The following is a 21572-nucleotide window of genomic DNA, read 5'->3' on the forward strand; positions in this document are numbered from 1 at the left end:
GGGGGACTACTTGCCTGCGGCGCGGCGCTGGAAGCGCGTGCGCTTCAGCATCTTCTTGTGCTTCTTCTTGCGCATGCGCTTGCGGCGCTTCTTGATGAGAGATCCCATGGCGCCGAGCAGGGTATCGGCCCTGCCCCCGGGATTGCGAACCGACGCGAGCGAGCCCGGCCCCAGCGGGTACCGTCGGAGCCGACACCCGTGGCGGGTAGTTCAACCGGCAGAACGCCTGACTTTGGATCAGGAGGTTGGAGGTTCGAGCCCTCCCCCGCCAGCCAGTCCGCACGTTGCCGCCAGCGCGGTGTGCGGCCCCGGTACGGTCGTCGCCATGTCCTCGGATCCGTTCGCCCCTGAGCTCGCGGATGCGGTCGTCGCCGGTCTCCTCGGGGCGGTCGACGTCGACGACGGCGCCACCGACGAGCAGCTCGCCGTCCTCCGCTCGTTCGTCACCCATGTGTGGAAACGGCCCGATCTCGACCTCGACACGTTGGTGCCGCTGCGGCCTGAAGACCTTCGGGGCCGGCTGCCCGACGACGACCAGCGGCTGCGGTTCTGCGAGCTGGCGATGGTGCTCGAACTGTGCCGGCATCCACAGTCGGCCGCGCAGGTCGATCGCGTCGAGGACTTCGCCGCGGCGCTCGGCGTCACGGGCATCGCCTTGGAGACGACGCGGACCGAGCTCGAGCGAGGGTGTGAGGCCGTCGCCGGCGACATCGAGCGGCTCTACGCCGAGGTCCTGCCGGAGCTCTCCGAGCGCTCGCTTCGCGACCGCTACCTTCGGCTCGACGCGCCCGATCCCACGCTCGCCAACCGGCTACGGGCCCTGGCGGACTCGCCGGACGGATCGCTTGGCCGCGCGTACCTCGCGTTCTACGAACGCAACGGATTCGTACTGCCCGGCGACGACGTCCACTTGCCCGCCCATTACGTGAACCACGACATGAACCACGTGATCACGGGCTACGAACCGACCGCACCGGGTGAGATCGCTCGGAGCGGGTTCCTGGCGGCCGCGAACCCGAGCCGTCACAACTGGCTGGAGTTCCTCCTGACGCTGTCGATCCACGAGTCCGGGGTGCTCAGCCACGGAGACATCCGCGCCAAGTTCTCGACCCTGAGCCGACCCGGGGTCGGCGACCTGCTCGGCGAAGGTCTCGATCGGGGCCGGCAGTGCACGGTCGACCTCAGCCAGCTCGACCACCTGGCGATCGCTCACGAGAGCCTCGCGTCGATTCGCGAGCGGTACAACGTCGTCCCGCTCGCACACCCCGTGGTGACCGACACCCCCTGACCGTGACGCAGGAGGTCGGCGGTTCGAGCCCTCCCCCGCCAGCACCGCACCTCGGACGCGAAACGGCGGCCGGCGCCTGGGGCGCCGGCCGCCGTCCTGCGTATGGGTCAGTTCGCGGCGGTCGTCGTGGTGGCCCCGGCGCCCGTCGACGCGGTGTTGGGCGTGGACGGGGCGCAGGACCCGGCCCCCAGCTCGTCGGCGGCCTGGCTGAGCGCCTGGCGGGCGGCGCCGTCGTCCTCCTGAACGCTGGTGAGGGTCTCGTCGATCGCGGCCACGCTGGTCGTGTCGGAGTCGGCGATCTGCTGAGCGACGTCGACCTGCTGCTGGAGCGCCTGGGTGTAGGAGTCCACGGCGTCGGCGGCGTCGGCCGGGATGTCGAGGGCCTCGATGGAGGAGGCGAAGTCCGTGAGGGCCGTGCCGGCGGCCTCGGCCGCGGACTGCAGGTCGGCCACGGCGGCCTGGAACTCGTCGGCGCTGGTCGCCGCCCGCACCTCGTCGAGGGCGGAGGTCAGGTCGCCGGCGGCCGCGTCCACGGCCTGCTTGCCCTCCGCGCAGACGCTGTTGAGCTCGTCGGCGAAGTCGCCACCGGCCGACCCCCCGCCGCTCGATGCGGTGGTCTCGCTCGAACTGGAGGACGAGTCGTCGCTGCTGCTGCAGCCGAACAGCACGAGCAGGCACACGGCGACGGCCGCGATGCGCGTGAGACGGGACATGGGCACCTCCCAAAGGGGTCGAAACGGCGAGTGAGCGTACCGCGCGCCGGAAGGTGGGTCGGCCGGTCACCCCTCGGAGGGGATCAGGTGCCGGCGCCCCCGCCCAGGGGCGTGGCCCTGAGGTCGTCGACGAGACGGTCGAGGGAGGCGGCGAGGGCGGTGCGCTCGACCTCGGACCAGTCGGCCAGGGCCGCCTCGAGGTGACGGGCGCCGATGGCGTGGAGCCGCTCGGCGGTGGCCTGTCCCTTGCCGGTGAGCTCGAGCAGCACGACCCGCCCGTCGTCGGGGTCCGCGGAGCGCGAGACGAGGTCGTCCTGCTCGAGGAGGCGGACCTGTCGGCTCACCGCGCCCAGATCCATGCCCGCGGCGGCGGCGAGCTCGGCGGCAGGCACGCGCCCTTCCCGGCGCAGCGCCCGCAGCAGGGCGACGCCCTGCTGGGACACCTGGATGCCGGCGACCTCGACCAGCCGGGTGGCGGCTTGGCGGCTCGCGAGCAGGCGACCGAGCCGCAGCAACGAGGTCTGCAGGTCGTCGAGAGGCTCGCTGGCGGGCACGGCGTGACGGTAGCGCAGCAAGGAACTTGACTCAATCAACTATTTCGCTACACTCTGCCCATCGCCGACCCACGGGGGACGCCATGACCGCCGCAACCACGACCGATCGCTACACCGTGATCTCCGCCGACTGCCACGCCGGCGGGAACATGGAGTCGTACCGCGAGTTCCTCGACCCTTCGTGGCGCGACGAGTTCGATGCCTGGCGGGGTGATTACGCGAACCCGTTCCGGGACCTCCAGGGCTCGGGTCGCAGCCGCAACTGGGACGACGAGCGCCGCATCTCCGAGCAGGAGGAGGACGGCGTGGTGGCCGAGGTGGTCTTCCCGAACACCGTCCCGCCCTTCTTCCCGACCGGCGCGGTGGTGGCCTACCCGCCGACCGCGGACGAGTATCCCGCCCGCCTGGCCGGCATCCGGGCCCACAACCGCTGGCTGGCGGACTTCTGCAGCCGCTTCCCCGAGCGTCGGGCGGGCGTGGCGCAGATCTTCGTCAACGACGTCGACGACGCCATCGAGGACGTGCGCTTCGCCGCCGAGAACGGCCTGCGGGGGGGCATCCTGTTGCCCTCGGTGCCCCCCGACGCCAAGTTCCTCGACCCGCTCTTCTCCACGAAGTACGACCCCCTCTGGGCCGCCTGCCAGGACCTGGGCGTGGTCGTCAACAGCCACACCGGCAGCGGGTCGCCCGACTACGGCGACCACCTCGCCGCCGGGGCGGTGTGGATCGCCGAGCAGTCCTTCTTCTCGCGGCGCACCCTCACCCACCTGCTGCTCGGCGGTGCCTTCGAGCGCTTCCCGGACCTGCGCCTCGTGCTCACCGAGCAGGGCTCGTCGTGGATCCCCCAGACCCTCGCCCAGCTCGACGGCATCTACGAGCACATGAAGCTGGGCCGCATCGGCGAGCTGAAGTACAGCGAGGACGAGATCCTGCCCCTGTCCCCGAGCGAGTACTTCCACCGCAACGTGTGGGTGGGCGCCAGCTTCCCGAGCCGGGTCGAGGCCGACACCCGCCACGAGATCGGCTTGGACCACTACCTCTGGGGGAGCGACTACCCCCATTACGAGGCGTCCTATCCCTACACCCGTGAGCTGCTGCGCAAGGCCTTCGCCGGCACCGACCACGCCGAGCTCCAGCAGGTGCTCGCCGGCAACGCCGCCGAGCTGTACGGGTTCGACCTCGACGCCCTCGCGCCGATCGCCGCCCAGCACGGGCCGACGGTCGCCGAGATCGACGTGCCATTGGAGGCCATCCCGGCGGACGCCACCAGCCCCGGCTTCCACCGGCCATGAGTGACCCCGGACGCTTCGCCGGGCGACGAGCGCTCGTCACCGGCGCCAGTCGTGGCATCGGCGCCGCGCTGGCCGTCGAGCTCGCCCGGCAGGGCGCCGACGTCGCCATCACGGCACGCACCCTCGACGCCCATGCGACGCTGCCCGGCTCACTTCGCGAGACCGCCTCGGCCATCGAGGCCCAGGGCCGGCGGGCCGTCCCCCTCGTGGCCGACCTCACCGACGTCGACGATCGAGCGGGCATCGTCACGGACGCCGCCGCCGGCCTGGGCGGACCCGTCGAGATCCTCGTGAACAACGCCGCCGCCGCCATCTACCAGCCGCTGGCCGACTTCCCGTTGAAGCGCCGCCGTCTCATCTTCGAGGTCAACGTCCACGCTCCCCTCGACCTCGCCCAGGCGGCGCTCCCGGCCATGCTCGCCGCGGGAGAGGGTTGGATCGTCAACGTGTCCTCCGGGAGCGCCCGACCGCGTCCGACCCCGTTCGCCGCGTCGGCCCTCGGGTCCACCATCGGGATCTACGGCGCCTCGAAGGCGGCCCTCAACCGCCTCACCAACGCCCTCGCCGAGGAGCTGTGGGGCACCGGCGTCCGGGTCAACACCGTCGAGCCACGCAACGCCGTGCACTCGGAGGGGGCGGACACCCTGGTGGGCGGCGAGCTGGCCGCCGACCTCTACGAGACCATGGAGGACATGGTGGCCGGCACCCTCGTGCTGTGCGACTGCCCTCCGGAGACGAGCGGGGGGACCCACGTGAGCCTGGACCTGCTGGGCAAGTGACGACGACCGAGGGCGGCCCGCGCCGCCGCATCGACTACGCCGGCTCGGTCCACGACGAGGAGGAGATCGAGGCGGTCCTCGAGGTCCTCCGGGGCGGCCCGACCGCGCTGCGCATCGGCCGTCACGTCCGCGGCTTCGAGCAGGGCGTGGCCGCGCTCTTCGGGAAGTCCCGCGGGATCATGGTCAACTCGGGCTCCTCGGCGCTGTACCTGGCGGTCGAACTGCTGGGCCTGCAGCCCGGGGACGAGGTCCTCACCTCCCCCCTCACGTTTTCGACCGACATCGCCCCGCTGGTGCGCTCGGGTCTCGTGCCGGTCTTCGTCGATGTCGAGCCCGACACCTACAACCTCGACGCCGCCCGACTCGAGGCCATGGTCGGGCCGCGTACCAAGGCGATCCTCGCCCCCGACCTCATCGGCAACGCGCCCGACTGGGACATCATCCGCGCCGTCGCCGACGCCCATGGTCTCCAGGTGGTGCACGACTCGTGTGACGCCCTCGGCTCGCGGTTGCGGGGCTCGCCGACCGGCACCCGCGCCGACATCTCGCTGACGAGCTTCGCGCTGTCGCACATCATCACCGCGGCGGGGACGGGGGGCATGGTGTGCCTCGACGATCCCGACCTCGCCGACCGCGCGCTGCTGTTGCGCCGGTGGGGGCGCCGCTCCGAGGTCCAGCTGTTCGGCTCGGGGCGGGGGAGCGGATCGCGGTTCTTCAGCGAGATCGACGGCGACCTGGAGTACGACAACCTGTTCATCTTCGACGAGGTCGGGTGGAACTTCGAGCCGTCCGAGCTGAGCGCGGCATTCGGGGAGGTGCAGCTGCGGAAGCTCCCGCAGAACCTGGCCCGGCGTCAGCGAAACTTCGCCCGGCTGTGCGAGGGCTTCGCCCGCCACCCCGAGGTGTTCACCCTGCCGAGGACGCTCGACGGGCTCGACACGGCCTGGCACATGTTCCCGCTGCTGCTCCGTCCCGAGTCGGGGGTGCGCCGGAGCGACTTCCAGGCCCACATGGAGGGCCACGGTGTCGACACCCGCATGGTGTGGACCGGGAACGTCCTGCGCCAGCCCGGCTTCAAGGGGATCGCCCACCGACGGCCGGACGAGGGCCTTCCCAACGCCGACCGGGTCATGGAGTGGGGGGTGGTGCTGCCCAGCAACCACGGCCTCGACGACGACGACGTCGACTACGTGGTCGAGGTCGCCGACGCGTTCCTCGCCTCGGGCTGCTGACGACGCCGGCGCCGCCGCGTCGTGGCTCAGTGGTTGCGCAGGGCGTCGATGAGCTCGGACTTCGACATGTGCGAGCGCCCTTCCACGCCGACTTCCTTGGCGCGCCGGTAGAGCTCGTCGCGGGTGCGGTCGTCGTAGTCCTCGCCCTTCCCGCCACGCCGGCCGACCTCCGAGCGCGAGCTGCCCGCCGAGGCGTTGGCGATGCGGGCCGCCTTCTCCTTGCTGGCCCCCTCCTTGCGCAGCGCCTCGTACTGCTCGTCGTCCTTGACGCTCGGGCCGTGGTCCTTGGCCATGTCGACTCCTTCCACAGACGGTGTTGACCGGCCCCTACCCACCTGGCGCGAGCGACAGGTGTCCCGCCCCGCGGCGGGGCGCGGCCTGGCCTCGAACGCTGGCGTCCGAGGGCGGGGAGCTCGGACGCCCCCGCCCGCCGGCTACTTGCCGGTGGTCGTGTCCGTGGTGGCGCCCTCGGCGTCGTCGGGCACGCAGTCGGGGGCACCGATCGTCTCGGCCGCCTCGGTGCGGACGGGGTCGGTGGCGGCCTCCGCCTGTTGGATCTGCTCGCCCGTCTCGTTGAAGGCGTCGCCGTCGTCGGCCACGATGGCGAGGCGGAGCTGCTCCGCCAGGGCGAGCTGGGTGCCCATGGCCTCGAGGTAGTCGTTCACGGGCTGCGTGAGATCGGTGGGCACGTCGAGCCCGGCCACCGTCGTGTCGAAGTCCTCGAGCGCGGCGATGATGCCTTCGACCGCGGTCTCGGCCTCGTCGAGGGCGGTGGCGTAGGCGGCGTCGTCCTGGGCCTGCGTGGCCTCGCCGAGGGCGGTGATGGCCGCATCGAAGTCCGCGCTGGCCGCGGTGGCGGCCGCGTCGCCGGCGGCGCACGCGTCGTTGAACGCGCTCGCGAACTCGGCGTTCGCGTCGACGGTGGTCGTGGTCTCCGCGGGTGCCGTGGTGGTGGCGGCCTCGTCGTCACCGCCGTCGCTGCCACACCCGGTGAGCAGGAGGGCGCCGGCGGCGAGGGCGACGAGGGTGCTGCGCAACGGTCCGGTCATCGGGGCCTCCCTGGCTTTGGATCGGGCACGAGCGTAACCGCCCGCGCGCAGGTGGGTGCCGGGCTCACGCCTCGCAGGTGTACGTGGCGAGCTCGCCGTCGAGCGCGGCCGCGAGGTCCCGGGCCACCCTTTCGGTGCCCGGTCGGGCGATCCAGCCCTCGCCCGCCACGAACCAGGTGGCGCCGCCGCCTCCGAAGGCCACGATGAACCCGCAGTCGAAGAACGCGCCCTCGTCCACGAACGCCTGCTGGGCGGCCACGTCCGCGAACAGGTAGACGTTCACGACCTCGCCACCGAACAGGCAGGTGCCCTCGGCGGTGGTGCCCGGTTGCTGGAGGGCGGCGCCGACGTCGGCGTAGTCGGTGCACTGCCCGTCGAGGGCGTCCGCGACGTCGCTCGGCCGCTCGGCGGGGACCGGGGACGTGGGGGCCGCGCTCCCGCTGCCCGTGGGGGTCGTCGGCGCCTCGGCCGGGGCGTCGGTGGTGTCGGCGCCCTCGCCCGGCGCCGCGGTGGTCGTGGTGGCACCGTCGAAGGGGCCGCCACCGGTGGTCGTGGTGGTGTCGGCGGCGTCGCCGACCGACGTGGTGGTGGTGTCCGTGTCCGGGCGGTCGTTGGTGCTGCTGCATGCCGCGGCCGCCAGGGCCAACCCACAGCACAGCACCCCAATGGCGCGTCGCACGCTCGGACCTCCCGCGTCGGAGACGACGAGGCGAGGGTAGTGCGCCGGGTGCGCCCGGCACCGTCCGGCGCGGCTAGAAAGGGCTCGTGGCCGCCTCGCCCCTCTCCGCCATCATCCTGGCCGCCGGCGAGGGCAAGCGCATGCGCTCGCAGCGTCCGAAGCCGCTGCACATCCTCTGCGGCCGCCCGATGCTGCTCTACGTCCTCGACGCCCTCTCCGACTGCCCGGTCGAGCGAGCCGTCGTCGTGGTGGGCCACGGCGCCGAGCGGGTGACCAAGATGCTCCAGGAGGACGGCCCCGACCTCGTCATCGACCACGTCGAGCAGCGCGTCCAGGCGGGCACCGGCGATGCGGTGAGCGTCGGCCTGACCGGCCTCGACGACGAGGTCGACGGCGATCTCGACGGCGGCGACGTCCTCGTCCTGCCGGGCGACACTCCGCTGCTCCGCCCCGCCACCATCGCCGCGCTCGTGGACGAGCACCGCGAGAGCGGTGCCGCCGCCACCCTGCTCAGCGCCCGCGTCGACGACCCCGCGGGCTACGGCCGCGTCGTGCGAGGCAAGGACGGCGGCGTACGCCAGATCGTCGAGGACGTGGACGCCGACGAGGACCAGCGCGCCATCGACGAGATCAACACGTCGATCTACTGCTTCCGGCGCAGCGTCCTCGCCCCGGCCCTCCGCCGCCTCAGCCCCGAGGACAACGCCCAGGGGGAGTACTACCTCACCGACGTCATCGAGGTGCTGCACGACGCGGGCTATCCGGTGGCGTCGGTGGTCGCCGACGACCCGGGCGAGATCGCCGGCGTGAACGACCGGGCACAACTCGCCGCCGCCGAGAGCGAGCTGCGGCGGCGGACGGCGGCGAGCTGGTTGGCCCGCGGTGTGACCATGGTCGACCCGGACCGCACCTACATCGACGCCACGGTCGAGCTGGCTCCCGACGTCACCTTGTTCCCGGGCACGCTCCTGCAGGGTCGGACCGTGGTGGGTCGAGGGACCGAGCTCGGACCCGACACCCGGCTCGTGGACTGCGTCATCGGCGCCGATTGCGTGGTCGAGCAGACCGTGGGGCGCGAGGCCGAGGTGGGCGACGATGCGGTGGTCGGGCCCTTCGCGGTCCTCGAGGCCGGTGCCCAGGTGCCGTCTGGCGCCCGGACCGGTGCCTTCTACACTGGCCGCTTCGGCGACAACGCCGTCACCGAAGCCCACGACTGAGGCGGAGCACCCATGTTGGAACAGGTCTCGACCAAGCGGTTCCACCTCGTCTCCGGTGAGACCAACCTCCCCTTGGCCGAGGAGATCGCCGACCAGCTCGGCGAGAAGCTCTGCGACACGAACCTGGCCGAGTTCGCCAACGGCGAGCTGCACTGCCGCTTCGGCGAGTCGGTGCGGGGGAGCGACGTGTTCATCCTCCAGAGCCACTGCACCAACGGCGCGTTCTCGGTGAACGACGCGATCATGCAGCAGCTGATCATGGTGGACGCCGCCCGGCGGGCCTCCGCCAAGCGCATCACCGTGGTGTGCCCCTTCTACGGCTACGGCCGCCAGGACCGCAAGGCCGAGGGCCGTGAGCCCATCACGGCCAAGCTCGTCGCCAACCTCTTCATGACCGCCGGCGCCACGCGCCTCGTCAGCGTCGACCTGCACTCCGGCCAGATCCAGGGTTTCTTCGACGGCCCGGTCGACCACCTCACGGCCATGCCCGTACTGGTGGACTGGATGTCGTCCAACCTCGAGGGCGACGTCACGGTGGTCTCACCCGACGCCGGGCGGGCCAAGGTCGCCGAGCGCTACGCCAACGTCCTGGGCGCCGACCTCGCCATCGTGCACAAGCGTCACGTGAAGGGCGTGAAGAACGCGGTCGAAGCGGGCGAGGTGGTCGGCGACGTCGAAGGGCGCACGTGCGTCCTCATCGACGACATGATCGACACCGGCGGCACCCTCGTGGCCGCCGCGAACGCGGTGGCCGAGCAGGGCGCGGGCCACGTGTTGGCCGCTGCCACCCACGGCCTCTTCTCGGGCCCCGCCATCGAGCGCATCTCGGGCTCGGCCATCGAGAAGGTGGTCGTGACCAACACCCTCCCGCTGCCCGCGGACAAGCAGATCGACAAGATCGAGGTGGTGTCGATCGCCAAGATCATCGCCGACGCCCTCGGGGCGGTGTTCGAGGACACCTCGGTCAGCGAGATCTTCGGCGGCGCCAACCAGCACTGACGGGAGTCGTCGCCCCCGCCGGGCCCCCCGACGGGCTCAGTGCTCGAGGTGGCGCATCAGGTTCCACACGGCGATGGTGCCGCCGACGAACACGCCCGCCCACAGGCCGGTCCAGACGGCCAGCCAGGCCAGGGCCCCGTCCGACGCCTCGGGCTGGGCCGCCCGGAAGGCCGCGAAGGCGATCACGGCGAGGAGCGGGATCCCCACGGCCACACCGACGGCGATGGCCTTGGTGAAGTTGCGGTCGTTGAGTTCTTCGTCGGTCTCGCTCATCCCGCCACCAAACCCGATGGTGACACCCAGCGGCTAGGGCCGAAGGTCCTACTCCCTGCGCCTCGTCCCTCGGCGCCCCTTCGGGATCCGATTCGTCGGTGGCGCTGCACTGCTCGGCAGCGCAACGTCGAGACCGCCCTCGGGTTGTGAGGGAGCGGCCCGGCACCGGTAGGCTGGTCTGCCGTCCCGGGACGCCCCTTCGTCGCGCGTCCCAGCCCTTTCCACCGAGCCGCAGCAGGAGCACCGTCGCATGGCCGAACTCACCCTCACCGCCGAGACCGGCCGAGCCACCGGGAGCCGGCCGTCGAACCGCCTGCGTGCCGAGGGCAAGATCCCGGGCGTCGTCTACGGGCTCGGCAGCGATCCCAAGGCGGTCACCGTCGACTGGCGGTCGCTGCGCCAGTGCCTCACCACCGATGCCGGCCTCAACGCCCTCATCAACCTCGACATCGACGGCGAGGAGCACCTCAGCATCGTCAAGGAGCTCCAGCGCAACCCCGTGAAGCGCACCGTCACCCACGTCGACTTCATCCTCATCGACCGTGACGCCGACATCGAGGTCGAGGTGCCCGTCGTCCTCGAGGGCGAGGCCACCCTCGTCGAGCGCGAGAACGGCACCGTCACCCAGGCGCTGTTCAGCCTCACCATCATCGCCAAGCCCGGGTCCATCCCCGATCAGATCGTCGCCGACATCTCCGAGCTCGAGGTCGGCGGCTCGATCCGCGTGGCCGACCTGGCCCTCCCGTCGGGCGTGCGCACCGAGGTCGACGAAGAGGATCCCGTCGTGCTCGGCGAGATGACCCGTGCCTCCATGGATGCCGCCGCCGAGGAAGCCGGCGAGGGCGAGGAGGGCGAAGGCGAGGGCGCCGCCGAGGCGTCCGGCGAAGGCTCCGGCGACGACGCCGGCGGCGACGCGGGCTGATCGCCGGCGGGGCACCCCCGCCGATCTGCTGGTCGTGGGCCTCGGCAACCCCGGGGCCGAGTACGAGCGCAGCCGCCACAACGTCGGTGCAGAGGTCGTCGCGCTCCTCGCCGAGCGCCATGGCGCCCGGCTACGCCGCAGCAAGGAGCACGCCACCGCCGACGAGGTGCGCGTGGGCGCCAAGCGTCTCGCTCTTGCCGTCCCGCTCACCTACATGAACGAGTCGGGCCAAGCGGTGGCCCCGCTCGTGCGCCGGTACGGGGTCGAGGACGACCTGCATGCCCTCGTCGTCGTCCACGACGAGCTCGACCTGCCGGTGGGTCGCCTCAAGCTCAAGGTCGGCGGCGGTCTGGCCGGGCACAACGGGTTGCGGTCCATCAAGGCCCATCTGCACAGCGACGACTTCGTGCGGGTCCGCATCGGCGTGGGCAAGCCGCCGAGCAAGGAGCAGGGCGCCGCCCACGTGCTCAAGCGGGTGCCCAAGGCCGATCGGATCGAGCTCGACCTCGCCGTGCAGGTCGCCGCCGACGCGGTGGAGGCCATCCTCGACGACGGTGTCGAGGCGGCCATGAACCGGTTCAACACCCAGGGCTGAGCCCCACCCCTCACCCACGGGGCGGGGCCCAGGGTGGATCAGGCGTTGCTGCGGTCGTTGTACTGCTTGCCGCCGCCGCCCCACGACATGATGTCGAAGACGAGGCCGGTGGCGACGAAGAGCCAACCGATGCCCTGCACGCCCCCGATGGGCGCGTACGCCAAGGCGTAGAAGAGGGTCGTCCACGGGAGCACCAGGAACCCGAAGAAGCCCATCCACCACGACTCGAAGGCGAACGACAGGCGGTCGCCGAAGAGCCAGAGCAGGAACAGCGCCAGGCGCGGGGACAACCAGCTGGCGATGACGACGAGGCAGCAACCCATGGGTTCCATGTTCGCAGAGCGGGGCGGCGCGCGCGTCCGATCCGCGTCCCGGCCCCGACCCTGGTGCGCCGACGCTCGTCTGAGATGATGGGCGGACGCGGGCACCGGCCTGCGACGGAAGGGGGAGCGGTGCGCAGAACGTTGGTGATGGTGGTCGCGGTGGCGGCGCTCGGCGTGGGCGCCGTGTCGTGCAGCAGCGACGATGGCGGCGGCGGTGACGACGCGGCCGGGGGCGACGCCACCACGACGACGATCGAGGCGGCCGATCCCGTCGACTACGCCACCCGGGGCCCTTATGCCGTGGGCGAGGTCGACCTCCAGCTCGACGGCGACCACCAGGTCGCGGTGTTCTACCCGGTCGACCGCGACGCCGTGGCCGACGACGCCACGCCCTACAGCTACGCGGGCGAGGACATCTTCGGCCCGCAGATCGTCAGCCTGTTGCCTGGGGCTCTCTCGGGCGAGGTGGTGCCGCCCGACACCTACGTCGACGTGCCCGCCAGCGCGGACGGCCCGTTCCCCGTCGTGATGCACAGCCACGGCGCCGCCGGCAACCTGCGCTTCGCCAACATGCACAACAGCCATGTGGCGTCCTGGGGCTACGTCGTCGCGTCGGTCGATCATCCCGAGCGTGGGGTCGTCGCCGCGCTCTCCGGCGCCACCGATGGCGGCGGTGGCGGTGGTGGCGGCGAGCAGGAGTGCGAGCCGCGCGACGAGAGCGAGCAGTTCCTCGACAGCGATCAGCTCACCGAGGCGCTGGACCTGCTGGCAGACGAGTCCGCCGAGGGGGCCTCGCCGCTCTCGGGCGTGGCGGACACCGAGCAGGTCGCCGCCGAAGGCCACAGCGCCGGCGGCAGCGCCTCGGGCACGCTGGCCTACGACCCCCGGGTCGATCTCTGGATCGGCCAGGCCCCGGGAACACCGCTCGAACCGGGCACGGACACCGGGCAGTACGCCAGCGTCAGCGAGAACGAGGACGGCGAGTGTGAGTTCGAGTTCGACACCGCCGGGCTCCTCGAGGACACCTCGCCGCCGCCGGTCCCGTCGCTGATCATCGCCGCGGAGGGCGACACCGTGATCGAGATGGATCGGGTGGAGCAGACCTACGAGTGGCTCGACGCCCCGAAGCGTCTCATCGAGATCGCCGACAGCGGCCACGCGGTGTTCGTCGACCCGTGCCCGCTCATCCAGGCCGAGGGCGGCCTCTCCGCCTTCGTGTCCGCCCTGGGCCTCGACCCGGAGGAGGTCCCCCTCGTCGAGTTGGGCGAGAACGGGTGCCTTCCCGAGGACACGCCCGCCGAGACGGTGTGGGCCCTGATCGACCACGTCACCGTGGCCCAGCTCAACGACACCTTCGACATCGACCGCCCGGCCGCGGTCGCCAGCCTCGACGCCGACTACCTGGCCGAGGCCTTCCCCGATCGCTTCGGCAGCGAGCAGTCCGAGGGCTGACCACCCGCCGGCGACCCCTTCCGGACGGACCTCCACGAGAGCCCGTCCGGAGGGCGTCGGATCCGGTCGCCGTTCCTAGACTCGACGGGTGAGCCTCGCGTCCCTGCCCCCGCTGCTGCGCGACGAGCCGGCGGTGCTGCAGTTGCTGGGGCGCTCGTCGGCGGTCCTCGCCGTTCCCGAGCCGGCCCGGGCCTTCACCATCGCCGGCCTCGCCGAGGTCTCCCGTCGTTCACCCATCGTGGTGGCGGTGCCCACCTCGGGTGACGCCGAGCGCCTGGCCCGCGACCTGACCACGTTCCTCGGCGAGGACGACGTCGACCTCTTCCCGGCCTGGGAGACCCTGCCGTTCGAACGGGTCAGCCCGAGCGTCGAGACCATGGGCCACCGCCTCCGGGGCATGTGGCGCCTGCGCCACCCCGAGCGGTTGCCGCGCGTGCTCGTCGCCCCCGTCCGGGCCCTGGTGCAGCGCCTCGGCCCCCACGTCGAGGACGTCGAGCCCGTGGTCGTGCGGCGCGGCGAGGCGGTCGACGCCACCGACCTGGTCGAACGACTCGTGCGCTCGGGGTACCGCCGCGAGTACCAGGTGGAGCACCGCGGCGAGCTGGCCGTCCGGGGCTCGATCATCGACGTGTTCCCCTCCACCGCCGACACCCCCGTGCGCATCGACCTCTGGGGCGACGAGGTCGACCGCCTCACCGAGTTCTCGGTGGCCGACCAGCGGGCCACGGTCGACCTCGCCGAGGTCGAGATCTTCGGGTGCCGCGAGCTCCAGCCCACCGAGGAGGTGCGGGCCCGGGCCGAGGCCCTGGTCGGATCCGAGCCGTGGGGACGCGAGCAGTGGGAGCGCCTCGCCGCGGGCGAGACCTTCGACGGCATGGAGTCCTGGCTCGCCTGGTTGGTCGAGGACGAGCACCTGCTGCCCGACCTGCTCCCGGACGATGCCCAGCTGCTCCTGGTGGAGCCCTCCCGCCTGCGCGACCGCGCCGCCGACCTGCTCGCCGAGGAGGCCGATCTCGCTGCGACCCTGGCCCAGACCTGGGGGGCGGGGGATCGGGAACTGCCGCAGCTGCACCTGCCCTTCGACCGACTGCTGGCCCACACGGAGGTGCCGGCGTGGTCGGTGACCAACGCCCCTGAGGGCCCCGACGTGGTGCGGGTGGCCGCCCACGGCTGGGATCCCGTCGTGGGCGACGGCGCCCGGCTGGTCAAGCAGTTGGCGGACCTGCTGGCCGACGGCTTCCGCCTCGTCGTCGCCGCCGACGGGGCCGGCTCGGGCGCGCGGGTGGGTCAGCTGCTCTCCGAGCACGGCGTGCACGTCGCCGATCGCCTCGAGGCCTCGCAGCCTCGACTGGCCGCCGCCGCACCGCTCGACCTGACCGGCCGCGGAGGGCACCTCGTCGTGGCCCCGCTCGAGCGGGGCTTCGTGCTCCCGTCGCTGAAGCTCGCGGTCCTGGCCGAGAGCGACGTGACCGGCCGGCGCCGGGCGCATCGGCCGCCCCGGGCCCGCCAGCGCGACGCCCGGGGCTTCTTCGACGACCTCGCCGTGGGCGACCACGTCGTGCACCACCAGCACGGCGTGGCCCGCTACGGCGGCATGGTCAAGCGGGCCATCGCCGGCCACGAGCGCGACTACCTGCTGCTCGAGTACCGGGGTGGCGACAAGCTGTACGTGCCGTCCGACCAGATCGACGCCGTGCGCCACTACACCGGCGGCGAGACGCCCACCCTCAGCCGCCTCAACGGCTCGGACTGGCAGAAGACCAAGTCCAAGGTGCGCTCGGCGGTGGCCGAGATCGCCCAGGAGCTGGTCGTGCTCTACCAGACCCGGGTCAACAGCCCGGGCATCGCCTTCGGCCCCGACACGCCGTGGCAGCGCGAGCTCGAGGACGCCTTCCCCTTCCGTGAGACGCCCGATCAGCTGACCGCGATCAGCGAGGTGAAGGCGGACATGGAGGAGACGGTGCCCATGGACCGCCTGGTGTGCGGCGACGTGGGCTTCGGCAAGACCGAGGTCGCCATCCGGGCCGTGTTCAAGGCGGTCCAGGACGGTCACCAGGCGGCGGTGCTCGTCCCCACCACGCTGCTGGCCCAGCAGCACTTCCAGACCTTCAGCGAGCGCTTTGCGCCCTACCCGGTCCGGGTCGAGGTGCTCAGCAGGTTCCTCACCAACGCCCAGGCACGAGCGGTCACCAAGGGGCTCGAGGACGGGTCGGTCGACGTCATCATCGGCACCCACCGCCTGCTCTCCGAGGACATCTCGTTCAAGAAGCTGGGACTGCTCGTGGTGGACGAGGAGCAGCGCTTCGGCGTCACCCACAAGGAGGCGATGAAGACGCTGAAGGCCGACGTCGACGTCCTCACCCTCACGGCGACGCCCATCCCGCGCACCCTGGAGATGAGCCTGACCGGCATCCGCGACCTCACGCTGCTCAACACCGCCCCCGCCGAGCGCCAGCCCATCCTCACCTACGTCGGCGAGTACGACGAACGGGCGGTGTCCGAGGCCATCCGCCGCGAGCTGCTGCGCGACGGGCAGGTGTTCTTCGTGCACAACCGGGTGAAGGACATCGAGGCGGTGGCCGCCAACCTGCGCGATCTCGTGCCCGAGGCCCGGGTGGCGGTGGCCCACGGGCAGATGGACGAAGGCACCCTGGAACGGGTGGTCATCGACTTCTGGGAGGGCCGCTTCGACGTCCTCGTCTGCACCACCATCATCGAGTCCGGCATCGACATGCCCACCGTGAACACCCTCGTGGTCGACCGCGCCGACCTGCTCGGGCTGGGCCAGCTCCACCAGCTGCGCGGCCGGGTCGGGCGCTCGGGCCAGCGGGCGTACGCCTACCTGTTCACCCCGCAGGACCGGGCCCTCACCGAGGAGGCCTACGAGCGCCTCAAGACCATCGGCGAGGCCACCGAGCTGGGCTCGGGCTTCAAGATCGCCATGCGTGACCTCGAGATCCGCGGCGCCGGCAACCTGCTCGGCGTGGGCCAGTCCGGCCACATCGCCGCGGTCGGCTACGACCTCTACTGCCAGATGGTCACGGAGGCGGTCGCCGAGCTGAAGGGCGAGACACCCGTCGAGCCTGCCGAGGTCAAGATCGACCTGCCCTTCGACGCCAACGTGCCGGTCGACTACGTGCCCAAGGAGGAGCTGCGGCTCGAGGCGTACCGGCGGCTCGCCGCGGTCACCACCGAGGCCGAGGTCGACGACATCCGGGCCGAGTGGCAGGACCGCTACGGCCCCCTCCCCGAGACCGCCGAGGCGCTCCTCGGCGTGGCCCGTCTCCGGGCCGAGTGCGCCCGGCTCGGACTGCGTGAGATCGCCGTGACCAAGGGCCCGTCGTTCGGCGGGCCGGCCTTCCTGGCCCGCTTCGCTCCGTTGGCCCTGAAGACCAGCCAGCAGATCCGCCTCAAGCGCCTCTCACCCAAGGCGGTCTACAAGGAGGAGATCGGCCAGCTCCAGGTACCGGTCAACACCGCCACCGACCTCGTCGACCACCTCGTCGCCCTGCTCCGCCAACTCGTGCCTGACATCGGCCCCTGACACTGGCTCCTCCTCCGTCGGAGCGGCTTCGCCATCCGGTTCGCCGACCGTGCGGCTCCGCTCCGCTCGCCACGTCACCAGGTCACGCCCGCTGATTGTCCAACTGGACCGGCCCAGCTGTGATCCGGCCTGACCTTTGGGCGGGGGACCCCGCCCCCTAGGATGATCGCCCTGTGACCCGAACCCTCCGACTCTCTGCCGTCGCGCTCGTGGTGCTGCTCGCCGCCGCCCTCTCGGCCTGCTCCGACTCCGACACCGGCGGCACCGCGCTCACCGTGAACGGCACCGAGGTGAGCCAGCAGGTGATCGAGGACGAGATCGACGACCTCGTCGATTACGCCAAGCAGAACCCCGACTCGCAGTTCTACACCGCCGTGTTCGGCGAGGACGCCAGTGAGGAGACGGTGAGCACCGCCTTCACGGCCCAGGTGCTCCAGGAGCGGGTGGTCTCCATCATCATCAACGACGAGTTCGAGGAGCGCGGCCTCGAGATCACCCAGGAGGACCGCGACGCCGCCGAGGCGCAGTTCGCCTCCCAGCTGGCCCCGCAGCCGACCGACCCCACCCAGACCACGGCGGACCCCGCCGCCGGGCAGGCCTTCTTCGACACCTTCTCCGAGGAGTTCCGAGACTTCGAGATCACCTTCAACGCCCAGGCGGTGGCGCTTTCGGAGGCACTCGCGGCCGAGGCGCAGGAGGAGGCGGGCGTCACCGACGCCGACGTGCAGGCCTACTACGACGACAACCAGGACCAGTTCACCCAGAACTGCGCCAGCCACATTTTGGTCGAGGACGAGGCCACCGCCAACGACCTGCTGGCCCAGCTCGAGGGCGGGGCCGACTTCGCCACCCTGGCCGAGGAGAACTCCACCGACACCGGCTCGGGCGCCCAGGGCGGCGATCTCGGCTGCCAGGCGCCGGGCACCTTCGTGCCCGAGTTCGAGACCGCCATCGACGAGGCCACCGTGGGCGAGGTCACGGGCCCGGTCGAGACCGAGTTCGGCTTCCACCTCATCCTCGTGAGCTCGAAGGGCGTGCAGCCCTTCGAGGACGTGGAGGAGCAGATCCGCACCCAGCTCGAGACGCCGGCCGACGACCCGCTCAACACCTTCCTGCCCGACGCCCTGGCCAACGCCGACGTCGAGGTGAACCCCCGCTACGGCAGCTGGGACCCCGAGACCCAGACCGTCGTCCCGCCCGAGGGCCCCGAGTCGCCCACCACCACGGTGGCGCTGCCCACGGTCGACCCGGCGGCCACCCCCTCCACCGTCCCCGGGGGTTGACGGACCACCTCGTCGTCGTCGGGCTCGGCCCCGCCGGCCCGGACCTGGTGACCGCGGGCACGCTCGCGGCCATCGAGGCCACCCCGCACCGCTACCTGCGCACCACCCGCCATCCGGCGGCGCCCGTGGTGGGGGAGGCCGCGTCGTTCGACGCCGTGTACGACGGGGCGGACACCCTCGACGAGGTCTACCGCACCATCGCCGACGCGCTGCTGGCGGCCGTGGCCGAGCACCACCGGGTGCTGTACGCGGTGCCCGGCTCCCCGGTGGTGGCCGAGCGCACGGTCGAGCTGCTCCTCGAGGCGGCGGGAGACCCGGCGCACGACGTCGAAGTGGAGTTGCTGCCGGCGCTTTCGTTCGTGGATCTGGCCTGGGCGCGCCTGCGCATCGACCCGGTGGCCGCCGGCGCGCGCCTGGTCGACGGCCAGCGCTTCGCGGTCGAGGCCGCGGGGGAGCGGGGGCCGCTGCTGGTGGCCCAATGCGATCGCCGCTCGGTGCTCTCGGACATCAAGCTGGCGGTGGAGGACGACGCCCCCGAGCGGGTCGTGGTGCTCCAGCGCCTCGGCCTGCCCGACGAGCGGGTCGCCGAGGTGGCGTGGGACGACCTCGACCGGGAGGTCGACGCCGACCACCTCACGTCGCTGTGGATCCCCGAGCTGGCCGCCCCGGTGGCGGCCGAGCTCCAGCGCTTCAAGGAGCTGGTCATCACGCTGCGCCAGGAGTGCCCGTGGGACGCGGAGCAGACCCACGCCAGCCTCGGTCGCCATCTGATCGAGGAGACCTACGAGACCATCGAGGCCATCGACGGCGTCGACGTCGAGGCGGGCACCGGCTTCGAGCACCTCGAGGAGGAGCTGGGTGACCTGCTCTTCCAGGTGTTCTTCCACGCCACCCTCGCCACCGAGGAGGGCCAGTTCACCCTCGCCGACGTGGCCCGGGGTATCCACGACAAGCTCCGCCTGCGCCACCCCCATGTCTTCGGCGACGTCGAGGTCGAGGGCGCCGGTGACGTCATGCGCAACTGGGAGCAGATCAAGAAGGCCGAGAAGGGTCGCGACAGCGTGATGGACGGCATCCCGGCGGCCCTGCCGGCGCTCCTCTACGCCGCCAAGGTGCAGAAGCGGGCCGACAACTCGGGGTTCGCGTACCCCTCGCTCGATGCCGCCTTCGCCGACGTCGAGGCCGAGGTGGCCGAGGCCCGCGAGGATCCATCGGCGCACGAGGTGGGCGACATCCTCTACGCCGCCACCGGCCTGGCGCACCACCTGAACATCGATCCTGAGTCCGCGCTGCGGGGTGCCGCCGACAGGTTCCAGGCGCGCTTCCGCGTCGTCGAGCGACTGGCCGACGCCGAAGGCATCGACCTCAACGCCGCCGACGCCGCCACCCTCGACCGCTGGTGGACGACGGCCAAGGCCGAGCTGGGCGCCTGAGCGCCCCCTCGCCCCATTTTCCGGGCCGGTGGGTCCACGGGGGAGCGATCCGGCTCGGCACCTCCGCCGGCGTGCGCCCCGGATTCCTCGCTGACCTGGCCCCATAGGGTGGGGGCCCACCAGGAGACCCGTGGGGGAGCGGCGTGAACGAGGACGTGGGCGTGGGCACCGGCGATGCATCGGCGACGCCGCTCGGGGCGGCCGGCACGGACCGTGACACCGGCGTGCCTGCGGAGTGGGCGCCGGCGCTGGCCGAGCTCGAGCGCCGCCGGGCCGCCGCGCACGCGATGGGCGGCGCCGAGCGGGTCGAGCGGCTGATGGCGGCCCGGGGCAAGCTGGACGCCCGGGCCCGGCTCGACGCCCTGTTCGATCCCGGCACCTTCGTCGAGCTGGGGACCCTCGTCGGCGGCCCCGACCTGCCCGGCGACGCGCTGGTGGCCGGCTTCGGTGACGTCGACGGGCGGGTCGTGCTGGCCGCGGCCGAGGACTTCACGGTGCAGGGCGGCTCGATCGGCCGGGACTCGGCGGCCAAGCGTTACCGGGTGGTGCAGCTGGCGGCGCAGGAGCGGGTGCCGCTGGTGTTCCTCCTCGACGGCGCCGGCCATCGTCTGACCGCCGGTGAGGCGCCGGCTCGAACGCCCGGCGACCTGCTGGCGCTGGCCGACCTGTCCGGTCGGGTGCCCATGGTCTGCCTGGTGCTCGGCGCTTCCGCCGGGCACGGCGCGCTCGCCGCGCCGCTGAGCGACTTCGTGGTGATGACCGCCCACGGGGCACTGTTCACCGGGGGACCGCCGTTGGTGAAGGCGGCCATCGGCGAGGACGTGACCAAGGAGGAGCTGGGCGGCCCGGCGGTCTGCGAGCCGGCGGGCACCGTGCACCGGGTGGTGGGCACCGACGCCGAGGCGCTGATGCTGGCCCGCCGCTACCTGTCCTACCTGCCGTCCCACGCCGGCGGCGCGGTGCCCGTCGTGACCGGGCCGCAAGGCACCGGCGACGGTGAGGGGGGCGCCGGCGCGGACGCCGGCGCGGACACCGGGCCCCGACGCCTCGACGACCTGCTGTCCGTGGTGCCCGTCAGCGACCGTCGGCCCTACCGGATGGTCGACGTCCTGGAGCGCCTGGTCGACGCCGGCAGCCTCTTCGAGATACAGCCCGGCTACGGGCGCTCGCTGGTGTGCGCCCTCGCCCGGATCGGCGGTCGGTCGGTGGCGCTGGTGGCCAATGACCCGTCCGTGCGGGCGGGCACCATCGACCGCGACGCGGCCATCAAGGGTGCCGACTTCCTCACCTCGGTCGGTGCCTTCGGGCTCCCCGTCGTGTTTCTCGCCGACAACCCCGGCGTGCTGGCCGGCACCCAGGCCGAGCGTGACGGCATCCTCAAGTGGGCGGGCCGCATGTTCCAGGCCGAGCGCCGCCTCACCGGCCCCAAGATCCACGTCACCCTGCGCAAGGCCTTCGGGTTCGGGTCCACGGTCATGGGCCACAACCCCTTCGACCACCAGACCACCACGTTCGCGTTCCCCAACGTCACCATGAGCTCGATGCCCGCCGGCCCGGGCGGCGCCAGCGCCGGCCTCGACGCCGACGAGCAGGCCCGGGTCGAGGCGGCGCAGGCCGCCGGCGTGTGGCGCATGGCTTCGTCGATGGGCGTCGACGAGGTCATCGACCCCCGGGACCTCCGCAACGCCATCCTCTCCGCCCTCCACCTCGCCGCCCACCGCTGACCCCGGCGGTGGGCCGGGGCGAGCCGACTCGGCCCGGTGGGTCCGCTGATCCTGGAGCGGAAGGCCGAGTTCGCGCCGTGGATCCCTTCGGGTCGGATGACGGTCGCCGCGCAGAAGAGCGTGCGCGCAGCAGTCGGCGGGCGTCGGCGTCGGGCGCTTCGCCTCACCTCCATCGTCTCGACGCGTAATCTGGCGGCGTAGTGAAGGCCCGGGTCATCCCT

21 protein-coding genes and 1 tRNA gene are annotated in these 21572 nt (G+C 72.2%); 14 read left to right on the plus strand and 8 right to left on the minus strand.

Annotated elements, in window-relative coordinates:
• Nucleotides 1-6: 6 nt before the first annotated feature.
• Nucleotides 7-108 carry an AURKAIP1/COX24 domain-containing protein gene (locus JNK12_19500; protein ID MBL8778135.1) on the minus strand — a complete coding sequence of 34 codons (102 nt, stop codon included), beginning with the start codon at nt 106-108 and terminating at the stop codon, nt 7-9.
• A 91-nt stretch (nt 109-199) separates the two neighbouring features.
• Between JNK12_19500 and JNK12_19505 the strand changes: the two genes are divergently transcribed.
• Nucleotides 200-275: transfer RNA gene (locus JNK12_19505), tRNA-Gln, on the plus strand.
• A gap of 50 nt (nt 276-325) precedes the next feature.
• Nucleotides 326-1288 (plus strand): hypothetical protein, encoded by a 963-nt coding sequence (locus JNK12_19510; GenBank protein ID MBL8778136.1) that lies wholly within the window; start codon nt 326-328, stop codon nt 1286-1288.
• Between the two features lie 107 nt (nt 1289-1395).
• Here JNK12_19510 and JNK12_19515 read toward each other — a convergent pair whose 3' ends face one another.
• Both JNK12_19515 and JNK12_19520 read right to left on the minus strand, forming a co-directional pair.
• Complete coding sequence (locus JNK12_19515; protein MBL8778137.1) at nt 1396-2001, minus strand: hypothetical protein; 606 nt, start codon at nt 1999-2001, stop codon at nt 1396-1398.
• Between the two features lie 83 nt (nt 2002-2084).
• Nucleotides 2085-2555, minus strand: coding sequence for a MarR family transcriptional regulator (locus JNK12_19520; protein MBL8778138.1), 471 nt, complete (start codon nt 2553-2555; stop codon nt 2085-2087).
• Nucleotides 2556-2638: 83 nt separating this feature from the next.
• Between JNK12_19520 and JNK12_19525 the strand changes: the two genes are divergently transcribed.
• From JNK12_19525 to JNK12_19535, 3 genes are read left to right on the plus strand one after another with little or no spacing between them, the layout of a single operon-like run.
• The gene (locus JNK12_19525; GenBank protein ID MBL8778139.1) at nt 2639-3847 is read left to right on the plus strand and encodes an amidohydrolase; all 1209 of its coding nucleotides are present in this window, start codon (nt 2639-2641) and stop codon (nt 3845-3847) included.
• Entirely contained in the window at nt 3844-4626 is a 783-nt protein-coding gene (locus JNK12_19530; GenBank protein MBL8778140.1) for an SDR family NAD(P)-dependent oxidoreductase, read from the plus strand. The genes JNK12_19525 and JNK12_19530 overlap by 4 nt, the downstream gene beginning before the upstream one ends.
• Nucleotides 4623-5858, plus strand: coding sequence for a DegT/DnrJ/EryC1/StrS family aminotransferase (locus tag JNK12_19535; GenBank protein MBL8778141.1), 1236 nt, complete (start codon nt 4623-4625; stop codon nt 5856-5858). Before JNK12_19530 ends, JNK12_19535 begins: the two co-directional genes overlap by 4 nt.
• A 26-nt stretch (nt 5859-5884) precedes the next feature.
• On the opposite strand, the gene JNK12_19540 is transcribed toward JNK12_19535, so the two are convergent.
• From JNK12_19540 to JNK12_19550, 3 genes are all read right to left on the minus strand, one after another.
• The gene (locus JNK12_19540; protein ID MBL8778142.1) at nt 5885-6151 is read right to left on the minus strand and encodes a Rho termination factor N-terminal domain-containing protein; all 267 of its coding nucleotides are present in this window, start codon (nt 6149-6151) and stop codon (nt 5885-5887) included.
• Between the two features lie 141 nt (nt 6152-6292).
• Entirely contained in the window at nt 6293-6907 is a 615-nt protein-coding gene (locus JNK12_19545) for a hypothetical protein (protein ID MBL8778143.1), read from the minus strand.
• A gap of 64 nt (nt 6908-6971) precedes the next feature.
• A complete protein-coding gene (locus tag JNK12_19550) occupies nt 6972-7586 on the minus strand; it encodes a hypothetical protein (protein MBL8778144.1) in 615 nt (204 codons plus the stop codon).
• An 86-nt stretch (nt 7587-7672) separates the two neighbouring features.
• Between JNK12_19550 and JNK12_19555 the strand changes: the two genes are divergently transcribed.
• Together JNK12_19555 and JNK12_19560 are read left to right on the plus strand one after the other, a co-directional pair.
• Nucleotides 7673-8803, plus strand: a complete 1131-nt coding sequence (locus JNK12_19555) for a bifunctional N-acetylglucosamine-1-phosphate uridyltransferase/glucosamine-1-phosphate acetyltransferase (GenBank protein MBL8778145.1) — start codon at nt 7673-7675, stop codon at nt 8801-8803.
• Between the two features lie 12 nt (nt 8804-8815).
• Complete coding sequence (locus tag JNK12_19560; GenBank protein ID MBL8778146.1) at nt 8816-9802, plus strand: ribose-phosphate diphosphokinase; 987 nt, start codon at nt 8816-8818, stop codon at nt 9800-9802.
• Nucleotides 9803-9838: 36 nt separating this feature from the next.
• On the opposite strand, the gene JNK12_19565 is transcribed toward JNK12_19560, so the two are convergent.
• Complete coding sequence (locus JNK12_19565) at nt 9839-10075, minus strand: hypothetical protein (protein MBL8778147.1); 237 nt, start codon at nt 10073-10075, stop codon at nt 9839-9841.
• A gap of 250 nt (nt 10076-10325) precedes the next feature.
• Here JNK12_19565 and JNK12_19570 point away from each other — a divergent pair, with 250 nt between their 5' ends.
• Nucleotides 10326-10997 (plus strand): 50S ribosomal protein L25, encoded by a 672-nt coding sequence (locus JNK12_19570; protein ID MBL8778148.1) that lies wholly within the window; start codon nt 10326-10328, stop codon nt 10995-10997.
• A gap of 28 nt (nt 10998-11025) precedes the next feature.
• Nucleotides 11026-11592, plus strand: coding sequence for an aminoacyl-tRNA hydrolase (locus tag JNK12_19575; protein MBL8778149.1), 567 nt, complete (start codon nt 11026-11028; stop codon nt 11590-11592).
• Between the two features lie 38 nt (nt 11593-11630).
• Here JNK12_19575 and JNK12_19580 read toward each other — a convergent pair whose 3' ends face one another.
• A complete protein-coding gene (locus JNK12_19580) occupies nt 11631-11915 on the minus strand; it encodes a hypothetical protein (GenBank protein ID MBL8778150.1) in 285 nt (94 codons plus the stop codon).
• Nucleotides 11916-12044: 129 nt separating this feature from the next.
• Here JNK12_19580 and JNK12_19585 point away from each other — a divergent pair, with 129 nt between their 5' ends.
• The 5 genes from JNK12_19585 to JNK12_19605 all read left to right on the plus strand — a co-directional run bounded on the left by JNK12_19585 (nt 12045) and on the right by JNK12_19605 (nt 21351).
• Nucleotides 12045-13367 (plus strand): hypothetical protein, encoded by a 1323-nt coding sequence (locus JNK12_19585; GenBank protein MBL8778151.1) that lies wholly within the window; start codon nt 12045-12047, stop codon nt 13365-13367.
• 88 nt (nt 13368-13455) lie between these two features.
• Nucleotides 13456-16911 carry a transcription-repair coupling factor gene (mfd, locus tag JNK12_19590; GenBank protein ID MBL8778152.1) on the plus strand — a complete coding sequence of 1152 codons (3456 nt, stop codon included), beginning with the start codon at nt 13456-13458 and terminating at the stop codon, nt 16909-16911.
• A 173-nt stretch (nt 16912-17084) separates the two neighbouring features.
• Entirely contained in the window at nt 17085-18194 is a 1110-nt protein-coding gene (locus JNK12_19595; GenBank protein ID MBL8778153.1) for a peptidylprolyl isomerase, read from the plus strand.
• Nucleotides 18191-19627 carry a nucleoside triphosphate pyrophosphohydrolase gene (gene mazG, locus JNK12_19600; protein ID MBL8778154.1) on the plus strand — a complete coding sequence of 479 codons (1437 nt, stop codon included), beginning with the start codon at nt 18191-18193 and terminating at the stop codon, nt 19625-19627. Before JNK12_19595 ends, mazG begins: the two co-directional genes overlap by 4 nt.
• Nucleotides 19628-19770: 143 nt before the next feature.
• On the plus strand, nt 19771-21351 hold the full coding sequence (locus tag JNK12_19605) for a hypothetical protein (GenBank protein ID MBL8778155.1): 1581 nt from the start codon (nt 19771-19773) through the stop codon (nt 21349-21351).
• Nucleotides 21352-21572: the final 221 nt, after the last annotated feature.

It is taken from the genome of Acidimicrobiales bacterium (assembly GCA_016794585.1).
Taxonomy (GTDB): domain Bacteria; phylum Actinomycetota; class Acidimicrobiia; order Acidimicrobiales; family DATDAH01; genus JAEUJM01.

What these genes read in the sequence shown, in the direction of transcription:
- JNK12_19515 (MBL8778137.1), bottom strand. Translation starts at nt 2,001, where the DNA reads ATGTCCCGTCTCACGCGCATCGCGGCCGTCGCCGTGTGCCTGCTCGTG.
- JNK12_19500 (MBL8778135.1), bottom strand. Translation starts at nt 108, where the DNA reads ATGGGATCTCTCATCAAGAAGCGCCGCAAGCGCATGCGCAAGAAGAAG.
- JNK12_19565 (MBL8778147.1), bottom strand. Translation starts at nt 10,075, where the DNA reads ATGAGCGAGACCGACGAAGAACTCAACGACCGCAACTTCACCAAGGCC.
- JNK12_19560 (MBL8778146.1), top strand. Translation starts at nt 8,816, where the DNA reads ATGTTGGAACAGGTCTCGACCAAGCGGTTCCACCTCGTCTCCGGTGAG.
- JNK12_19540 (MBL8778142.1), bottom strand. Translation starts at nt 6,151, where the DNA reads ATGGCCAAGGACCACGGCCCGAGCGTCAAGGACGACGAGCAGTACGAG.
- JNK12_19525 (MBL8778139.1), top strand. Translation starts at nt 2,639, where the DNA reads ATGACCGCCGCAACCACGACCGATCGCTACACCGTGATCTCCGCCGAC.
- JNK12_19510 (MBL8778136.1), top strand. Translation starts at nt 326, where the DNA reads ATGTCCTCGGATCCGTTCGCCCCTGAGCTCGCGGATGCGGTCGTCGCC.
- JNK12_19545 (MBL8778143.1), bottom strand. Translation starts at nt 6,907, where the DNA reads ATGACCGGACCGTTGCGCAGCACCCTCGTCGCCCTCGCCGCCGGCGCC.
- JNK12_19530 (MBL8778140.1), top strand. Translation starts at nt 3,844, where the DNA reads ATGAGTGACCCCGGACGCTTCGCCGGGCGACGAGCGCTCGTCACCGGC.
- JNK12_19580 (MBL8778150.1), bottom strand. Translation starts at nt 11,915, where the DNA reads ATGGGTTGCTGCCTCGTCGTCATCGCCAGCTGGTTGTCCCCGCGCCTG.
- JNK12_19570 (MBL8778148.1), top strand. Translation starts at nt 10,326, where the DNA reads ATGGCCGAACTCACCCTCACCGCCGAGACCGGCCGAGCCACCGGGAGC.